The organism is Shewanella vesiculosa, from assembly GCF_009994065.1.
In the GTDB taxonomy this organism is placed as follows: Bacteria; Pseudomonadota; Gammaproteobacteria; order Enterobacterales; family Shewanellaceae; genus Shewanella; species Shewanella vesiculosa.
Genome location: NZ_JAACSD010000011.1, coordinates 209,029 through 224,610 on the forward strand (window position 1 = coordinate 209,029; position 15,582 = coordinate 224,610).

Annotated in this window: 15 protein-coding genes; 7 read left to right on the plus strand and 8 right to left on the minus strand. The window is 41.9% G+C overall.

The window, feature by feature from the left end:
- Positions 1-4 precede the first annotated feature (4 nt).
- Together rph and pyrE are read left to right on the plus strand one after the other, a co-directional pair.
- Positions 5-718, plus strand: a complete 714-nt coding sequence (gene rph, locus GW828_RS13220) for a ribonuclease PH (RefSeq protein WP_011639245.1) — start codon at positions 5-7, stop codon at positions 716-718.
- 72 nt (positions 719-790) lie between these two features.
- Positions 791-1,432: an orotate phosphoribosyltransferase gene (gene pyrE, locus GW828_RS13225; protein WP_124018351.1), complete on the plus strand. Its 642-nt coding sequence runs from the start codon at positions 791-793 to the stop codon at positions 1,430-1,432.
- 85 nt (positions 1,433-1,517) lie between these two features.
- Here the strand turns inward: pyrE and folE are convergent, their stop codons facing one another.
- From folE to coaBC, 5 genes are all read right to left on the minus strand, one after another.
- Complete coding sequence (folE, locus tag GW828_RS13230; protein ID WP_124018352.1) at positions 1,518-2,168, minus strand: GTP cyclohydrolase I FolE; 651 nt, start codon at positions 2,166-2,168, stop codon at positions 1,518-1,520.
- A gap of 178 nt (positions 2,169-2,346) precedes the next feature.
- Complete coding sequence (locus tag GW828_RS13235) at positions 2,347-4,296, minus strand: alpha/beta hydrolase family protein (RefSeq protein WP_182741713.1); 1,950 nt, start codon at positions 4,294-4,296, stop codon at positions 2,347-2,349.
- Between the two features lie 167 nt (positions 4,297-4,463).
- Entirely contained in the window at positions 4,464-5,057 is a 594-nt protein-coding gene (gene slmA, locus GW828_RS13240; RefSeq protein ID WP_182698906.1) for a nucleoid occlusion factor SlmA, read from the minus strand.
- 35 nt (positions 5,058-5,092) lie between these two features.
- Positions 5,093-5,551, minus strand: a complete 459-nt coding sequence (dut, locus tag GW828_RS13245) for a dUTP diphosphatase (RefSeq protein ID WP_124018355.1) — start codon at positions 5,549-5,551, stop codon at positions 5,093-5,095.
- Complete coding sequence (coaBC, locus tag GW828_RS13250) at positions 5,548-6,750, minus strand: bifunctional phosphopantothenoylcysteine decarboxylase/phosphopantothenate--cysteine ligase CoaBC (RefSeq protein ID WP_220494424.1); 1,203 nt, start codon at positions 6,748-6,750, stop codon at positions 5,548-5,550. Before coaBC ends, dut begins: the two co-directional genes overlap by 4 nt.
- Positions 6,751-6,967: 217 nt before the next feature.
- On the opposite strand from coaBC, the gene radC reads away from it, so the two are divergent.
- The 4 genes from radC to argA all read left to right on the plus strand — a co-directional run bounded on the left by radC (position 6,968) and on the right by argA (position 9,980).
- Complete coding sequence (gene radC, locus GW828_RS13255) at positions 6,968-7,645, plus strand: RadC family protein (protein WP_124018356.1); 678 nt, start codon at positions 6,968-6,970, stop codon at positions 7,643-7,645.
- A 121-nt stretch (positions 7,646-7,766) separates the two neighbouring features.
- Complete coding sequence (gene rpmB, locus GW828_RS13260) at positions 7,767-8,003, plus strand: 50S ribosomal protein L28 (RefSeq protein WP_011639236.1); 237 nt, start codon at positions 7,767-7,769, stop codon at positions 8,001-8,003.
- 6 nt (positions 8,004-8,009) lie between these two features.
- Positions 8,010-8,183, plus strand: coding sequence for a 50S ribosomal protein L33 (rpmG, locus tag GW828_RS13265; protein ID WP_124018357.1), 174 nt, complete (start codon positions 8,010-8,012; stop codon positions 8,181-8,183).
- A gap of 477 nt (positions 8,184-8,660) precedes the next feature.
- On the plus strand, positions 8,661-9,980 hold the full coding sequence (argA, locus tag GW828_RS13270) for an amino-acid N-acetyltransferase (RefSeq protein ID WP_124018358.1): 1,320 nt from the start codon (positions 8,661-8,663) through the stop codon (positions 9,978-9,980).
- 185 nt (positions 9,981-10,165) lie between these two features.
- On the opposite strand, the gene rarD is transcribed toward argA, so the two are convergent.
- Together rarD and GW828_RS13280 are read right to left on the minus strand one after the other, a co-directional pair.
- Entirely contained in the window at positions 10,166-11,074 is a 909-nt protein-coding gene (rarD, locus tag GW828_RS13275) for an EamA family transporter RarD (protein WP_273058062.1), read from the minus strand.
- 117 nt (positions 11,075-11,191) lie between these two features.
- Positions 11,192-11,656 (minus strand): thioesterase family protein, encoded by a 465-nt coding sequence (locus tag GW828_RS13280; RefSeq protein ID WP_124018360.1) that lies wholly within the window; start codon positions 11,654-11,656, stop codon positions 11,192-11,194.
- A gap of 200 nt (positions 11,657-11,856) precedes the next feature.
- Between GW828_RS13280 and recQ the strand changes: the two genes are divergently transcribed.
- Entirely contained in the window at positions 11,857-13,704 is a 1,848-nt protein-coding gene (recQ, locus tag GW828_RS13285; protein WP_165870194.1) for a DNA helicase RecQ, read from the plus strand.
- A gap of 4 nt (positions 13,705-13,708) precedes the next feature.
- Here the strand turns inward: recQ and GW828_RS13290 are convergent, their stop codons facing one another.
- Positions 13,709-15,547, minus strand: coding sequence for a diguanylate cyclase domain-containing protein (locus tag GW828_RS13290; protein ID WP_273058063.1), 1,839 nt, complete (start codon positions 15,545-15,547; stop codon positions 13,709-13,711).
- Positions 15,548-15,582 lie beyond the last annotated feature (35 nt).

Sequence of the window (15,582 nt, forward strand, 5' to 3'; positions counted from 1 at the left end):
TTTCATGCGCCCAAGTAACCGTACACCAGCTCAAACTCGCCCGATCACTATTACGCGTTCTTTTACTGCACATGCTGAAGGCTCTGTTTTAGTTGAGTTTGGCGACACAAAAGTATTATGTACTGCCAGTTTCACTGAAGGCGTTCCGCGTTTTCTTAAAGGCCAAGGCCAAGGTTGGGTAACTGCTGAATATGGTATGTTACCGCGTTCAACTCATAGCCGTATGGACCGTGAAGCGGCTCGTGGTAAGCAGTCTGGCCGTACCCAAGAAATTCAACGTTTAATTGGCCGTGCATTACGTGCCGCTGTAGACATGAAGTTGTTAGGTGAAAACACCATCGTTATCGATTGTGACGTTATTCAAGCTGATGGTGGTACGCGTACTGCGGCTATTACTGGTGCTTGTGTCGCATTAGTTGATGCACTTAATTGGGCTCGTGGTAAAGGCATTATTAAAGCTAACCCACTTAAGTTTTTAATTGCTGCTGTTAGTGTGGGCATTTATAAAGGCGAAGCGATCAGTGATTTAGAATACATTGAAGACAGCGCTGCAGAAACTGACATGAACGTTGTGATGACTGAAACGGGTAAAATTATTGAAATTCAAGGTACTGCAGAAGGCGAGCCATTTAGCCATGAAGAGTTACTTGAGTTGTTAGTGTTAGCTAAAAACAGTATTCGCGAAATTGTCGATGTGCAAAAAGCTGCGTTAAGTTAATATGCTGTTGAAAAATGAGGACCGATTACGGTCCTTTTTTTTAGTCTAAAATTTGATAAAAGAGGAATAACCGTGAAAGCCTATCAACGCGAATTTATTGAGTTTGCTTTAGCTCGCCAAGTATTACGTTTCGGTGAGTTTACCCTTAAATCTGGCCGTACGAGCCCGTACTTTTTTAATGCTGGATTATTCAATACGGGTAAAGACTTAGCGCGTTTAGGCCGCTTTTATGCTGCGGCGTTAATGGACTCGGGTATTGAATTCGATTTGTTATTTGGCCCAGCGTATAAAGGTATTCCGATTGCGACAACCACAGCGGTTGCCTTGTGTGATCATCACGATGTGGATATTCCTTATTGCTTTAACCGTAAAGAAGCCAAAACCCACGGCGAAGGTGGCAGTTTGGTGGGCAGCGAGTTAAAAGGCAAAGTGATGTTGGTGGACGATGTGATCACTGCTGGTACGGCTATTCGTGAATCGATGGAGATTATTAATGCCCACAATGCCCAACTTGCGGGCGTGTTGATTGCACTTGATCGCCAAGAGAAAGGCAAAGGCGAGTTGTCGGCGATTCAAGAAGTTGAACGCGATTTTGGCTGCCAGATTGTGTCGATAATTACGCTTGCTGATTTAATCAGTTACTTGTCTGAAAAGCCGGGTATGGAAGCAGAACTTGCTTCAGTTAGCGCTTATCGTGAGCAATACGGGATTTAGTCTTTTTAACCATGAATACAAAAACGCAGCCCCTAGATTATTAAATTAGGTGGCTGCGTTTTTATTGGCGTTTTGTTTACATACATTATTTTACTTGGTGTAAAAACTCGGCGCGGGTTGCAGGGTTTGATTTAAAAATACCACCCAATGCAGTGGTCGTGGTCGAGCTGGTTGAGTCCATTACGCCGCGAGATTTTACGCAGTAATGTACCGCATCCATTTTTACTGCTACGTCTTTGGTTTCAAGTAATGTTTGCAGCGCCACTAACACTTGTTGGGTTAGGCGCTCTTGCACTTGTGGGCGCTGGGCAAAAAATCGCACGATACGATTGATTTTAGACAAGCCAATAATTTTGCTACGGGGCAAATAGGCCACAGTGGCAAAGCCATCAATGGTCACTAGGTGATGTTCGCAGGTGCTGGTAAGACTGATGTCTTGTACGCGGACCATTTCATCAACACCCATTTTGTTTTCGATAACCGTGATCTTAGGGAAGTTTTCGTAATCAAGCCCTGAGAAAATTTCGTCGACATACATTTTAGCAATGCGGCGTGGAGTATCAGCCAAGCTGTCGTCGGTTAAGTCGAGTGACATTAAGGTCAAAATTTCACGCATATGGTGTTCAATTTTGACTTTACGTTGTTCAGGCGTGGAAGTTTTTGGCAACATCGGGGTTTCTAGCCCACGGTCTTTTAGTGCTGCTTGTACTTTTATTGCGGCTTCACTGAGTGCCATATATCCTCCAACTACTCAATATCACTGTTTATATGAGTGTATGTTAATACCCATTTGGGTGCCCGTTAAGGGACGAGGAGAATAACGCGATTTGCGCTAAATTAATACTACGGGTAACAAAAAAGCCGACCCTTTTAGTCAGGTATCGGCCTTTTGTGGTTAAACGTTTAAGCGATAACTACTTTACGTTTAGGTTTTCTTTGATGAATTTGAGTGTGATTTCGTAATATTTTGCTCGGTTTTCGGCGTTAAAAAAACCATGGCCTTCCTTTTTCCATATCTCTTTTTGGAATGGGTAGTTGGCTTGATTTAACGCTTTTTCCATTGCTTCAAATTGCTCAATAGGCGCGCGCTCATCTTCTTCACCATGAATTAATAACACTTTTGCTTTCAGTTTATTAACATTGTGAGTTGGCGACATTTCACGAAGGCGTTGGATATCAGTACCTAACACTTCTTCCAAGTATGCTTCTCCCCCATAAGATTCAGGAACATCACCGGTTTTATACATTTGTTCTAAATCATAAACACCGGCAACGCCTACTGCGCATTTGAACATATCTGGCGCTAGCATTGGGCTCATTAGCGCTGAGTATCCACCAAAACTGCCGCCAGAAATACACACTCTATCTTTGTCGGCATAACCCTGATCGATAACATATTGGGTCGCATCGATAATATCGTATTGAATTTTGCTTCCCCAAGCCAAGTAGCCTGATTCTTCAAATGCTTTACCGTACCCACCCGAACCGCGGAAGTTAACCTGTAATACGGCAATGCCATTTTGTGCTAATAGCTGGTTTTCAGAGTTGAATACCCACAAGTCGCGCGGGCCATGTGGGCCGCCATGAGGGTTAACCACTAGAGGCATGTTTTTATGTTCTTTTATGCCACGAGGTAGGGTTAAATAACCATGAATCGTCACACCATCACGGTTAGTAAAGCTGATGGGACGTACTTCAGACATGTCGCTAGGGTCTAGGGCAGCATTTTCAGCGAACAAGAATTTAAGTTTGAGTTTTTTACGGTCAAATAAATAATAGTCACCAGAGTTTCTGTCATTCATTGCCATAACAATAAGGGTATTACCGTCAACAGTTTCACTTACGATACGAATACGGTGATCAGGAATTGCAGCCATTAGCTGTTGCAATGCTTTGGCTTTGGCACTCTCAGTGTCGACAAATTGATACTCAGGATATCCGTTTTCAAACTCTACCGCGTAAAGGGTGTTTGTTTGGTCACTTACCCATGTCATAAATGGATCGACAACATCATGTTGGATGATTTTTTTATGTTTAGCTGTAGCGAGTTCGACTTCATAGATAGCGCTAGTCGCGCCTTCACCATGAGCAATAGCATAAATCGATTTGTTGTCTTCGGTGAACGAAAGAGGGTAGAAATCGGTTAGTCCGCCTTTAATTCTCTCAGCATCAACCCATTCATCATTTTCATAGTAGAAGAGTTGATCATTGTTTTTCTTGTCTCTGGCAAAACTAAAGCGCACGTTTTCATTGTTATCAACTAAGAAACCTGCATTTGCGACCGGTGATGTGGTAAGGCGTTTTCGTTTACCTGAGTAAACATCGACGCGATAAACTTCTGTATATGTATAATTCTGCTTATTCCAAGGGTAAGCCATTACAAGGATATCGTCTTTATCATCCTTTAAAGTATCTAATACGAATGCAGTCGCTTGAATACCACCATTACTTTTTATTTTTGTACTTGCTGATGTATCACTGTTGTAACCAAATAGGTATTTTGATTTGCTGCCGTCAAAATTGACTGCCAATAGCTCACCGTAGTAATCGGACACTTCACGTTGAGCATGTTTATAGAGTTTTTGTAACACAACCCTTTCTTCATTGACCCAATAATAACTGCCCACTTCTTCATCGCCACTGAATTTAACCGCATACGTTGGCTTCATCGATTCAAGGTTAAGGATGAGCAAAGTGCGTTTTTCATCTTCGATTAGGATCACACCAAGGTGCTTACCATCGGGTGAAATTTTAACGCCAGAAAACTCTGAATCAGCACTAAAGTCTTTAATTTGTGGAGCAGCAAAAGTGTGGGTGGTAAATAGAACGAGCAAACAACATGTGAGGTATAAAATGCGCAGCATAAATACAGTCCGTGTAATTAATGTTAAAAATGTAACGGCATTGTATTTTATCTGAGTTTTTGGGGCAAGAGTTGTCGACTAATTATTCAGCAGAATTAGGTGGATATAGGTTTTAAATGATTTAACATCTAGGGCTACATGTTAACAGCATACAGCCCTAAAGACGGTTAACTTCTCAACAACTGTTGCTGAATAAAGGTCCACTGTTCATCAAAGTGTTGGGTTGGCTTTTGTTTAAATTCACTGCGGACAAATTGTGAAATTCTGCCTTCGGCAAAGGCGAGTAACAAGTTAGCCAGAATGGCTTCATCGATATTAAAGCCTACGCCTTCACGTAAGGTTTTTTCTCGTAGAATTTGTTTGATTTGGGTTTCTATTTTTGCAAAAAGCACATCGATACGACTGCGTAAACGTTCGTTTTCACCCAACAACGCATCGCCATTTAATACTCGCGAGATCCCTGGGTTACGTTCAGAAAATACCAATAATAAGTGCAGCACTAATTGGCAGCGAACCATAGTATCTTTTTCTTCGTCCATGATGATGTTTAAACGCGATAATATAGCATCTTCAATAAACTCAATTAAGCCTTCGAACATCCGTGCTTTGCTAGGAAAGTGTCGATAAAGTGCGGCTTCAGATACACCCACTTCTGCGGCCAGTTTGGCTGTAGTTATACGTTGACCAGGGCTGGTTTCGAGCATTTGTGCTAAGCATTGTAAAATATGCTCACGGCGATTTATTTTAGGGCTTTCAGCCATTATCTGTTCCTTGGCTCAGTGACTACTTGAAAAGGTTATTTGGTGCCTGAGTGACCAAATCCGCCTTCTCCACGATCTGAGCTATTAAACTCATCCACTAGGGTAAATGCTGCCTGTACAACGGGTACAAACATCAATTGGGCTAAACGGTCGCCTATTTCGAGTGTGAATGGTTTATCACTTCGGTTCCAACATGACACCATTAATTGCCCTTGATAATCGGAGTCTATTAACCCGACTAAATTGCCTAAAACGATACCATGCTTGTGGCCCATGCCTGAGCGCGGCAAAATTACCGCCGCAAGGCTGGGGTCAGCAACATGAATAGCGATACCGGTTGGAATTAATACCGTTTGACCAGGTTCAATCACCATAGTCGCGTCGGTCATGGCGCGTAAGTCCATGCCTGCACTACCTGAAGTTGCGTAGGCGGGTAATGGAAATTCACTGCCAATACGCGAGTCGATAATTTTTAGTTCAATGGGTGTTTTCATGATTTTTTTAGTTGTTGTTTTATCAATGTAAGTAATTGGCGCGCTAGAGTCAGTTTATCTGTTGCCGGCAGTTGTTGGCTGCCATCTTGCCAGAATACCTGTAGTGCATTGCTATCGGCATTAAAGCCTAAGCCTTGAATAGAAACATCGTTGGCGGCAATCATATCAAGCTTTTTGCGCTGTAGTTTACCGCGAGCGTATTGTTCGACATCGTTTGTTTCTGCAGCAAAACCGACCGTAAAAGGTCGGATAGCGTGCTGAGCTACCGCGGCTAAGATATCAGGATTTCGTACCAGCGCAAGTTGCATTTGTTCAGCCGATTTTTTGATTTTTTGATCCGCGACAGCTGCAATTCGATAATCAGCCACTGCGGCACAGCCGATAAAAATATCATGTTGTTCAACTTGGCCTATTACAGCTTCGAGCATCTGCTGCGCTGAATCAACATCAATACGCGTGACACCTGGAGGCGTGGCTAAATTGACTGGACCAGAGACTAATGTCACCTTGGCGCCCATTTCAGCCGCTGCTTGCGCTAATGAATAACCCATTTTCCCTGAGCTGTGATTCGAGATATATCGCACTGGATCTATGGCTTCACGTGTGGGGCCCGCAGTTATAAGCACGTTATGGCCGCAGAGTGATTTAGGGCCAAAAAATTGCACTAATTGTTCTGCCATCGCAGTGGGTTCTTGCATTCTGCCTGGGCCGACTTCACCACAGGCTTGATTACCAGATGCTGGCTGCCAGATGATGAGGCCTTTACGGGCTAAATTGGCTAGGTTTTCTTGAGTGGTGATGTTTTGGTACATCTGTTGATTCATTGCTGGGCATACAATAACAGGCGCACTGGTGGCTAAACAGGTGGTGGTTAGTAAATCATTCGCCATACCTGCATTGATACGTGCAATTAAATTAGCTGTAGCAGGTGCTAATAGAACAACGTCAGCCCAACGAGCGAGTTCGATATGACCCATAGCCGCTTCTGCTGCGGGATCGAGTAAATCAGAGGCTACTGGGTTGCCAGAGAGCGCTTGTATGGTCAATGGGGTAATAAACTCCATGGCGCTTTGGGTCATAATGACACGTACGTCTGCGCCACGCTCTTTCAAGCGGCGAATAAGGTCTGCACTTTTGTAAGCGGCAATACCGCCACCAATTCCGAGTAATACTTTTTTATTTGTCAGCATGATGCACATTATCCGACTCAAATCTAATTTCGGCTAACAATATCACAAACCTGTGACAAGTTACGTAGATCCAATCTCAAAAATATCGACCATACTGTGTAATTGATTCGAACTCTTTTTGAAAATGACAGTGACCGCTTATTGATGCTGTGATGGGTGATTGTTTTGTGACTAGAGTCGATTGAGTACGCGAAGTGTAATGCCACATTGAATATAAGGGACATTCATGGGAATTAAAGATTGGCCACAAGGAGAAGGGCCGCGAGAAAAATTATTGCTCAAGGGTGCAGGACATCTTTCGGATGCAGAATTGCTCGCGGTAATATTACGTAATGGTCTGGCAGGTCAAAATGCGGTGGATTTAGCCCGAAACATGATTCATCAGTTTGGTGGTTTGCGCAGTTTATTGAGTGCACCTAAAAGCCAAGTATGTAAATTAGCCGGTGTTGGACCGGTAAAATATGCTCAATTACAGGCTGCAGCGGAAATTTCTAAGCGAATTGCGCATGAAAATCTACAAAGAGGACAAATTTTGACAAATCCTGATTTAACTCGGGACTATTTAATGAGACAATTGGCAGACCGATCCTATGAAGTGTTCGCCTTACTATTGTTGGATACCCAACATAGAGTCATTCAATTTGTAGAATTATTTCGTGGCACCATCGATTCTGCTTCTGTTTATCCTCGCGAGGTTGTAAGCCTTGTTTTGGAGAAAAAAGCGGCAGCGGTAATTGTGTGTCACAATCACCCGTCTGGCATTGCTGAGCCAAGTCAGGCAGATCGGCGAATAACTGAGCGAATAAAAAATGCATTGGCAACCATAGATGTTTCTTTGTTAGATCATATGGTTGTAGGTGATCAGGAGATAGTCTCCTTTGCCGAGCGAGGGTGGATTGTATAAACACTGCTTGATCTTATATGGTCAATCGTGTATAAAATGCGCCCTCTTTGTGCCTCGGGCGACGGCCATACGAGGCACATTAATGCTCGAGCGTTAAAAATTTGTTTTGGAGAAGATTGACATGTCAAGAGTATGCCAAGTAACTGGCAAGAAGCCAATGGTTGGTAACAACCGTTCGCACGCAAAAAATTCGACTCGTCGTCGTTTTTTACCTAACCTACAAAACCACCGTTTTTGGTTAGAAGAAGAAAAGCGTTTCGTGCAATTACGTGTATCTACTAAAGGTATCCGTATTATCGACAAGAAAGGTATCGAAGTGATTGTTAAAGAACTTCGTGCCCGTGGCGAGAAGGTATAATAGAAAATGGCTAAATCTAAAGGTAATCGTGAGAAGATCAAATTAGTATCTACTGCTAAAACTGGTCACTTCTACACTACTGAAAAGAACAAGCGTAACATGCCTGAAAAAATGGAAATCAAGAAATTTGATCCAGTCATTCGTCAGCACGTTATGTACAAAGAAGCTAAAATCAAGTAATTGATTTTTGATTCTTAAAAAAGCCCCTTAATTGGGGCTTTTTTTATGGCCGTTTGAAAATAGTCTATACTAAACTGTTGCATAAGCAGGTGAACTCAAATGGTGACTAAGCTGCTGATTTTTCTGTACTGCGTAGTTGTTTACTATGTATGGTGCATGATTAATCTTATGGTATTGAATCAAGCTCTGTGGTCATTATTATTATGTGATGATGTTTGAGGATTGTTATTAAAGTTTAATGTAATGTTATAAATATATGCGTAAAGTATTATTCACAGTAAAAATAAGCTAACTTTTTGGCTGTAATGATTTTTTCATATAAATTTGAGACACTCTGTTTTACTTTGAGTGAAATAAAATGCTTTAAAAGTGAATTAAAATGCAATACCATTCCCTTTTGGCACTACAAATCATTGTGTGACATTTTTTGTCATAACCATTAATGCACATCAAATTTATACCGAGGTGAATTTGCCCGTGAGAACCACTGAATTAGTTGATGGATTTCGTCATTCTGCTCCTTATGTTAATGCGCATAGAGGTAAAACTTTTGTCGTCATGTTGGGTGGCGAAGCATTAGCGCATCCACAATTCCGCGGTATTTTGAATGATGTGGCTTTGTTGCACTCGCTTGGGATTGAAGTGGTATTAGTCTATGGTGCAAGACCACAGATAGATGCCGGCTTAAAGGCTGCTGGAATTGAGCCTGCATACCATAATGGTATTCGTATTACTGATGATGAAACCTTAAAGATTATCAAGCAGGTTGCGGGGGCGACTCAATTTGATATTACCGCTAGGCTGTCGATGAGCTTAGGTAATACGCCAATGCAGAATGCACAAATTAACTTAGTCAGTGGTAATTTTGTTATTGCGCAACCGCTGGGTGTTGATGACGGTGTCGACTTTTGTTTAAGTGGCAAAGTACGTCGTATTGATGCACAAGGGTTACGCCGCCAATTAGATAACAACGGTATTGTATTAATGGGGCCGATTGCGGCTTCTGTTACTGGTGAAAGCTTTAACCTGACCGCTGAAGAGGTGGCGACCCAAGTCGCGATTAAGTTAAAGGCCGATAAGATTATTGGTTTTAGTGATAGCCACGGTATTTTAGGCGCAAATGGCGAAGTGATTGCCGAACTTATGCCAGATGATATCGAAGAAATGCTCAAGACAATGTCTGAGGATGATCATACTTCAGTGGGGACTATCGCTTTCTTAAAAGCCAGTGTTGAAGCGTGCCGCCGAGGCGTACCACGTTGTCATTTAGTGAGTTATTTAGAAGATGGCGCCTTGTTACAAGAGTTATTCTCGCGCGAAGGCATAGGTACGCAAATTGTTACTCAAAGTGCTGAGCGTTTACGCCGCGCAACCATTAGCGATATCGGTGGCATTTTAAACCTGATTCGACCTTTAGAAGAGCAAGGTATCTTGGTACGTCGCTCTCGTGAGCAACTTGAAATGGAAATAGAGCAATTTATGCTTGTTGAGCGTGACAATTTAGTCATCGGCTGCGCGGCACTGTATCCATTTGAAGAAGATAATGCCGGTGAGTTTGCCTGTCTTGTAGTGCACCCTGATTATCGTGATGCAGACCGTGGTAGCTTGTTACTCAATAATATTATTGGTCAGGCACGCGTGCGCGGTTATTCCCGTTTATTTGCGTTAACCACTCGCAGCATTCATTGGTTTTTAGAGCATGGCTTTAGTATTGTCGATGTTGAAGAACTGCCGAACAAGAAAAAGCAGCTTTATAACTATCAGCGTCGCTCGAAGATCCTTGCTTTAGATTTATAGTGACGAGGATAGGATAAACAGCTCAAAAAAATGCCGGATAAATCCGGCATTTTTTTGATTCAATTTTGTACATTGCTAATGTGATTAACTCGTTACGTTAAGCCATTCAATCAATCTGTTTTGCATTAGCCGTGTTCAGCATGCTCAATTTTGTGACTTGCCATTAAATGGCTATCAATGGCCTATTATGCTTGGGCTTTTGCTACAGTATTGCGTCGTTGACGTTGCAGTAGCATATCGCCGATAAAGATAATCAATGCACCCCAAATAAAGCCAAAGGTAATACCTTTCTCAATATCAAACGGTTCATTAAATAATTTCACCGCCAAGATAAACATGATGCTGGGGCCAATATATTGAAAGAAACCCAAAATTGAAAAGGGAATTCTGACCGCCGCTCCAGCAAAACATAGTAATGGGATAGTGGTAATAATGCCGGCAGCGACTAAAAGTAAATTGAGGTCGAGAGTGTTGGCCAGCATGCTTGTTGTCGAGCTGTCTAAAGTGATGAATAGATAACCGAGGGCGATAGGTAATAAGATGGCTGTTTCGACCAATAATCCTGATTTAGCATCGATATTTACTTTTTTTCGTAATAAACCATAAAAGCCGAAGCTGGCAGCCAATGCCAATGATAGCAATGGAATTGATCCAAAAGAGATTAATTGAACCAGTACGCCAATACTGGCTAAACTGACTGCAACCCATTGTAATTTACGCAGACGTTCACCTAAAAATACCATACCAAGCAATACGTTAAAAAGCGGATTGATAAAATATCCCAAACTGGCATCAAGCATATGGTCATTGTTGACCGCCCAGATAAAAATAAGCCAATTAGCTGCAATTAGCACTGAAGTGACAAACAGTACTAAAAGTTGTTTAGGTTGTTTGAGGATCAGGCGTAGACGGCCAAAACCACCAATAAAATGCATCATGATAATCATAAAAATGAATGACCAAATTACACGGTGCATTAATATTTCTGTCGCGGGGACATGATGTAAAAGTTTAAAATACAGTGGTGCGACACCCCAAATGGTGTAAGCGCAAACTGCCAGTAACACTCCTTTACGGTATTCTAAATCAGGCATAGTGAGTCAATAATGGGCAGGAAAATAATAGATGGCGATTGTAGGTCGCCATTTTGGATGACACAAGTGATTAAGCTAATTCTTTTATAAGCTGGTTGTTTGGTTTATATATTGCGCTTATCCCACCATATAAGTACCAGTGCCAAAGGCGATATGAACTCCTTGCTCATTATGTAATTCCATCCGACATACCGATACTCGGTTACCTGAACGGATAACCGCTCCAGTACCAGTGAAGACTTCACCGCGACCTGGACGTAAAAAGTCGACTCGCATATCTATGGTACCTAAGGTGGTTAAACGTTGTTGCAGTTCTTCAAGAGTCCAATCCTCTTTACTCGCTACTAGAGCAGCAAATACTGTTAGCCCGCCGACAACATCAAGCAATGTTGCAGTAACCCCACCATGAAGAATGTTTTGATGAATATTACCAATTAGCTCGGGCTTCATTTTTATTACGACTTCAACCCCATTGATGTCGTAATGTTTAATGTCTAACCCGAGTAGATTATGGAATGGGACATGTTGATCAAAAATATCAGCAACTTGCTGTAAAGCCTGAGTTTGAATAGAGGTGGTCATGAGCAATCCTTGTCGATTTATTATTATTATAGTGAACGTTGGTTTGAAAAACGTACTGTCATAGAGTATTTAATCTAACCCTAAAGTGACCTTGACTCAATCATCTATCTTGTTTGAAAACAGACAAAGGTGTTTTGGCCCAAGACTTCTGCGGCTGAGTGCTTTAAAATGAGAGCCCCTTTAATGATGATGTTGTGTGAATGGATACTCCGATTTCGACCAATATTGCGTCCTCAGATGTGTTGACGACAGAGCAAGATGTACTTGCTGCAAGCTTACAGCAAGTTTTTGGTTATCGTGCCTTTCGTGAAGGGCAGCGAGAAGTCATTGAGCAAAGTTTACAAGGCCAAGATACGCTTGTGATTATGCCTACCGGTGGCGGCAAAAGTATGTGTTATCAATTGCCTGCTATTGTATTGCCTGGTGTGACTATCGTGGTATCGCCGTTAATTTCGTTGATGAAAGACCAAGTCGACAGTTTAATGCAAAGTGGTGTATCCGCCGCCTATCTCAATTCATCTTTACCGCGTGAACAAAGTGCTGAGGTATTACGTAAGCTTCATTCTGGCGAGATTAAATTACTGTATGTGTCGCCTGAACGTTTGTTGCGTCCTGATTTTATTGAGCGTCTTCAATCAGTGAACATTTCCATGTTTGCTGTAGATGAAGCGCATTGTATTAGCCAATGGGGTCATGATTTTAGGCCTGAATACGCTGCATTAGGTCAGTTAAAAGAATATTTTCCTTATTTACCTTTAATGGCCTTAACTGCAACCGCAGATCATGCCACGCGTTTGAGCATTTGCGAGCGCTTAAGGGTGACGCCTTATACCTTATTATCGAGTTTCGATCGGCCTAATATTCGTTATACCGTGGCAGAAAAACTCAATGCAACCAATCAGCTGCGTCAGTTCTTAACCATTCAAAATGGCACCAATGGTATTGTGTATTGCAGTAGTCGTCGCCGAGTAGATGAAGTGGCTGAACGTTTACGCTTGCAAGGGTTTAATGCTCAAGCTTATCACGCCGGATTAAGTCAAGAAGAGCGCAGTAACGTTCAAGATAAATTTCTCAAAGATCAAATTGATATTGTGGTCGCGACGGTTGCTTTTGGTATGGGGATTAATAAATCTAACGTACGCTTTGTGGTGCACTACGATATTCCTAAAAGCATTGAAGCCTATTATCAAGAGACAGGTCGAGCTGGCCGTGATGGTTTAGATGCTGAAGCTTATATGCTGTTTGATCCAGCAGATATAGGCCGAGTCAGGCATTTAATTGAGCAATCTGAACCAGGCCCACAGCAGCAGGTCGAATTTCATAAATTACATACAATGGCTGCATTTGCTGAAGCGCAAACGTGTCGCCGCCAAGTGTTACTAAATTACTTTGATGAAGTCGCCTCTGAGCCTTGTGGTAACTGTGACATTTGTCTGGCACCGCCGAAACGATACGATGGCACTGAAGATGCGCAAAAAGTGCTGTCTTGTATTTACCGTTTGCAGCAACGCTTTGGCATTCACCATGTTATTGAAGTATTACGTGGTTCTAAAGCGGCTAATATTGTCGATAGAGGCCATGATAAATTATCGACGTGGGGTATTGGTAAAGATAAATCAACTGAGTTTTGGCTCAGTGTTATTCGTCAGTTAATCCATTTGGGTTTGATGAGTCAGGATATTACCCGCGGCTCTGCTATTAAGCTCAATCCTGCCGCCAGACCAGTGTTAAAAGCTGAGCTATCGCTCATGTTAGCGGAACCAAGGATTCAATTACTTGATGTTAAGCGTAAGCCTAATTCCCGCGCTCCACAGCAATATGATCGTAAATTATTTGCTCGGTTAAAATTATTGCGCCGAGAACTGGCTGAGAAAAATGACATTCCTCCATACCTAGTCTTTAACGACGCCACACTGGCTGAAATGTGTGCCATGCTGCCAACCAGTCCAGGAGAAATGTTGGCGGTAAACGGCATTGGTCAAATAAAGCTTGATCGCTTTGGCGGCGAGTTTTTAGATGAAATCACTGAATATTTGACCCAAGGTTAAGCGGTTAATTTTCGTCATGAGAATAAGACGTTTCCTGGGATTTTATTTTATTCAGTTGATTAATTACCGCTTTTTTTACTAGTACGTCAAAAGTATCGAGTTGTTGTAAACCCGCTATGCCGATATTGACTTTGAGCGCCGTTTTCCATTCGCTGAGGACTTGTTCAATTTGGGTTGCCACTCTTGCAGCCCCAATGGGGGATGTGTGTGGCAGTATGATGATGATTTCATCAGTGTTATGACGAAACAATTTATCTTGCTCTCTGAGAGTATGTTTGAGGCGTGGGATGATAAATGCCAAGTCCATGGTATTTATATGATTGATATTGAGCAGTAATAACGTCAGTTGATAGTGCCCTTGCTTGGCACTATTTAACATATTATCGATACATTGTTGTTGGCTTTCTTCTTGCTCCTCAATATTAAGATGCTTTGGTTTTCTGACTAAAAACAGCACTAGCCCAACGGATAAGAATAAAATAATTAGCACTGCAATGGTTAAATTTTGGTTGATATTATTGAGCGGTTTTTCTGGTATTGTGCTGGCTTCACTTTGCGCGGTGATTCTGGCTTTATACTGCATAAAATGAGCATTGTTTAACTTAGCTGCAGCTTGTTTAGCGGCATCAAAACGCTGCACTTGAAACTGGTAAGCGGATTCGAACTGCTTTTGTTCAGCGTAGTATTGACTGATAATTTGGTTAAATTCTTCTAAATCAGAAAATTGCTTAAGTTCAGTTGCTTGTTCAATAATTTCATTGAGTAGCGACAATGCTTGAATATCTTTATGTTGTGCAAAATACACTTTGGCTAAGGTGCGCTTGATGCGCATAACGTAAAGAGGCTCTTGGTATTTAGTCATGCTCGTAATACTTGATAACGCAAGTTTCTCTGCGATGTCGAAATCACCTACGTACAGATGGATACCAGCGAGTATAGCGTTTCCAATTGCCAAATCTCTTTGTGCGGAGTTTTTATCATTCTCAGACTCAGCCATATTTAGGTAATAAAGCACTTGTTCTCTATTATCTAGTACGATGTTAATGCGTGCTAAATTAATTGCGAATGCAAAATTGAGTTTACCGAAAGCTGATGGGTCTTGGTAAGTTAGTTTTGCAAAATGTAATGCTTCTTGAAGATCCCCCATAGAGAAAAATACATTAGAGATTTCGGCTTGTAGATATGATTTTGGCAATAAGAACCAATGCTGAAATTGGTTTTGAGCTTCATCAAAAATGGCTAATGCTAAGCGTAAATCCTCAATCGATTGATTGTAATTTTCTAAGCTAGTATTTTGTCTACTTCTGGCATAAAGGCTATTTACAATCGCTTGCTTCTCAGAGTAACGCCGGGCTAAACGAAGCGCTTCTTCGGTGAGTTGTTGTTCTTGTAGCGTATTGCCAAGGCTTTGGTGTGCATCGGCTTGGCACTGCATAAAGTAAGGGCGAGCGGTATCGTATTTAAACTGTCTGGCCTTCATCTCCCCTTGTTTTGCCAAGGTGATTGCCTGATTAAACTCACCAAATTCCAGCAAATTAAAGCAATGAAGTAGTGTTAAGCGCAGTGCGTCGATATTAGCTAATGGTTGTTGGCTATGTTGTTGCTCAAGTGACTCAATGAGTGCCTTTGCTTCATAAGAACGTTGAGAGTTAATATTACTGATTACATTGAGCTGCTCACGAACACTCAACTGTTGAGTTTGGCTAATAATGTCGTCGGAGAGTAATAAAGATTGCGATGGTTGTGCTAAGGCTGGTGTTGCGACTAAATGCAGAGTTAGGCCGAAGATTAAAGCAAAAATGCGACTACCATGATATTTGATACTCTTTCTTGATAACGTCATCGTCATATATCAATTTTATATAGGGTACGTGCAGT

Bases quoted from the DNA above. Each gene is read 5' to 3' on its own strand.
- rph (WP_011639245.1), top strand. From the start codon at position 5: ATGCGCCCAAGTAACCGTACACCAGCTCAAACTCGCCCGATCACTATT.
- folE (WP_124018352.1), bottom strand. From the start codon at position 2,168: ATGGCACTCAGTGAAGCCGCAATAAAAGTACAAGCAGCACTAAAAGAC.
- GW828_RS13235 (WP_182741713.1), bottom strand. From the start codon at position 4,296: ATGCTGCGCATTTTATACCTCACATGTTGTTTGCTCGTTCTATTTACC.
- slmA (WP_182698906.1), bottom strand. From the start codon at position 5,057: ATGGCTGAAAGCCCTAAAATAAATCGCCGTGAGCATATTTTACAATGC.
- dut (WP_124018355.1), bottom strand. From the start codon at position 5,551: ATGAAAACACCCATTGAACTAAAAATTATCGACTCGCGTATTGGCAGT.
- coaBC (WP_220494424.1), bottom strand. From the start codon at position 6,750: ATGTGCATCATGCTGACAAATAAAAAAGTATTACTCGGAATTGGTGGC.
- radC (WP_124018356.1), top strand. From the start codon at position 6,968: ATGGGAATTAAAGATTGGCCACAAGGAGAAGGGCCGCGAGAAAAATTA.
- rpmB (WP_011639236.1), top strand. From the start codon at position 7,767: ATGTCAAGAGTATGCCAAGTAACTGGCAAGAAGCCAATGGTTGGTAAC.
- rpmG (WP_124018357.1), top strand. From the start codon at position 8,010: ATGGCTAAATCTAAAGGTAATCGTGAGAAGATCAAATTAGTATCTACT.
- rarD (WP_273058062.1), bottom strand. From the start codon at position 11,074: ATGCCTGATTTAGAATACCGTAAAGGAGTGTTACTGGCAGTTTGCGCT.
- GW828_RS13280 (WP_124018360.1), bottom strand. From the start codon at position 11,656: ATGACCACCTCTATTCAAACTCAGGCTTTACAGCAAGTTGCTGATATT.
- recQ (WP_165870194.1), top strand. From the start codon at position 11,857: ATGGATACTCCGATTTCGACCAATATTGCGTCCTCAGATGTGTTGACG.
- GW828_RS13290 (WP_273058063.1), bottom strand. From the start codon at position 15,547: ATGACGTTATCAAGAAAGAGTATCAAATATCATGGTAGTCGCATTTTT.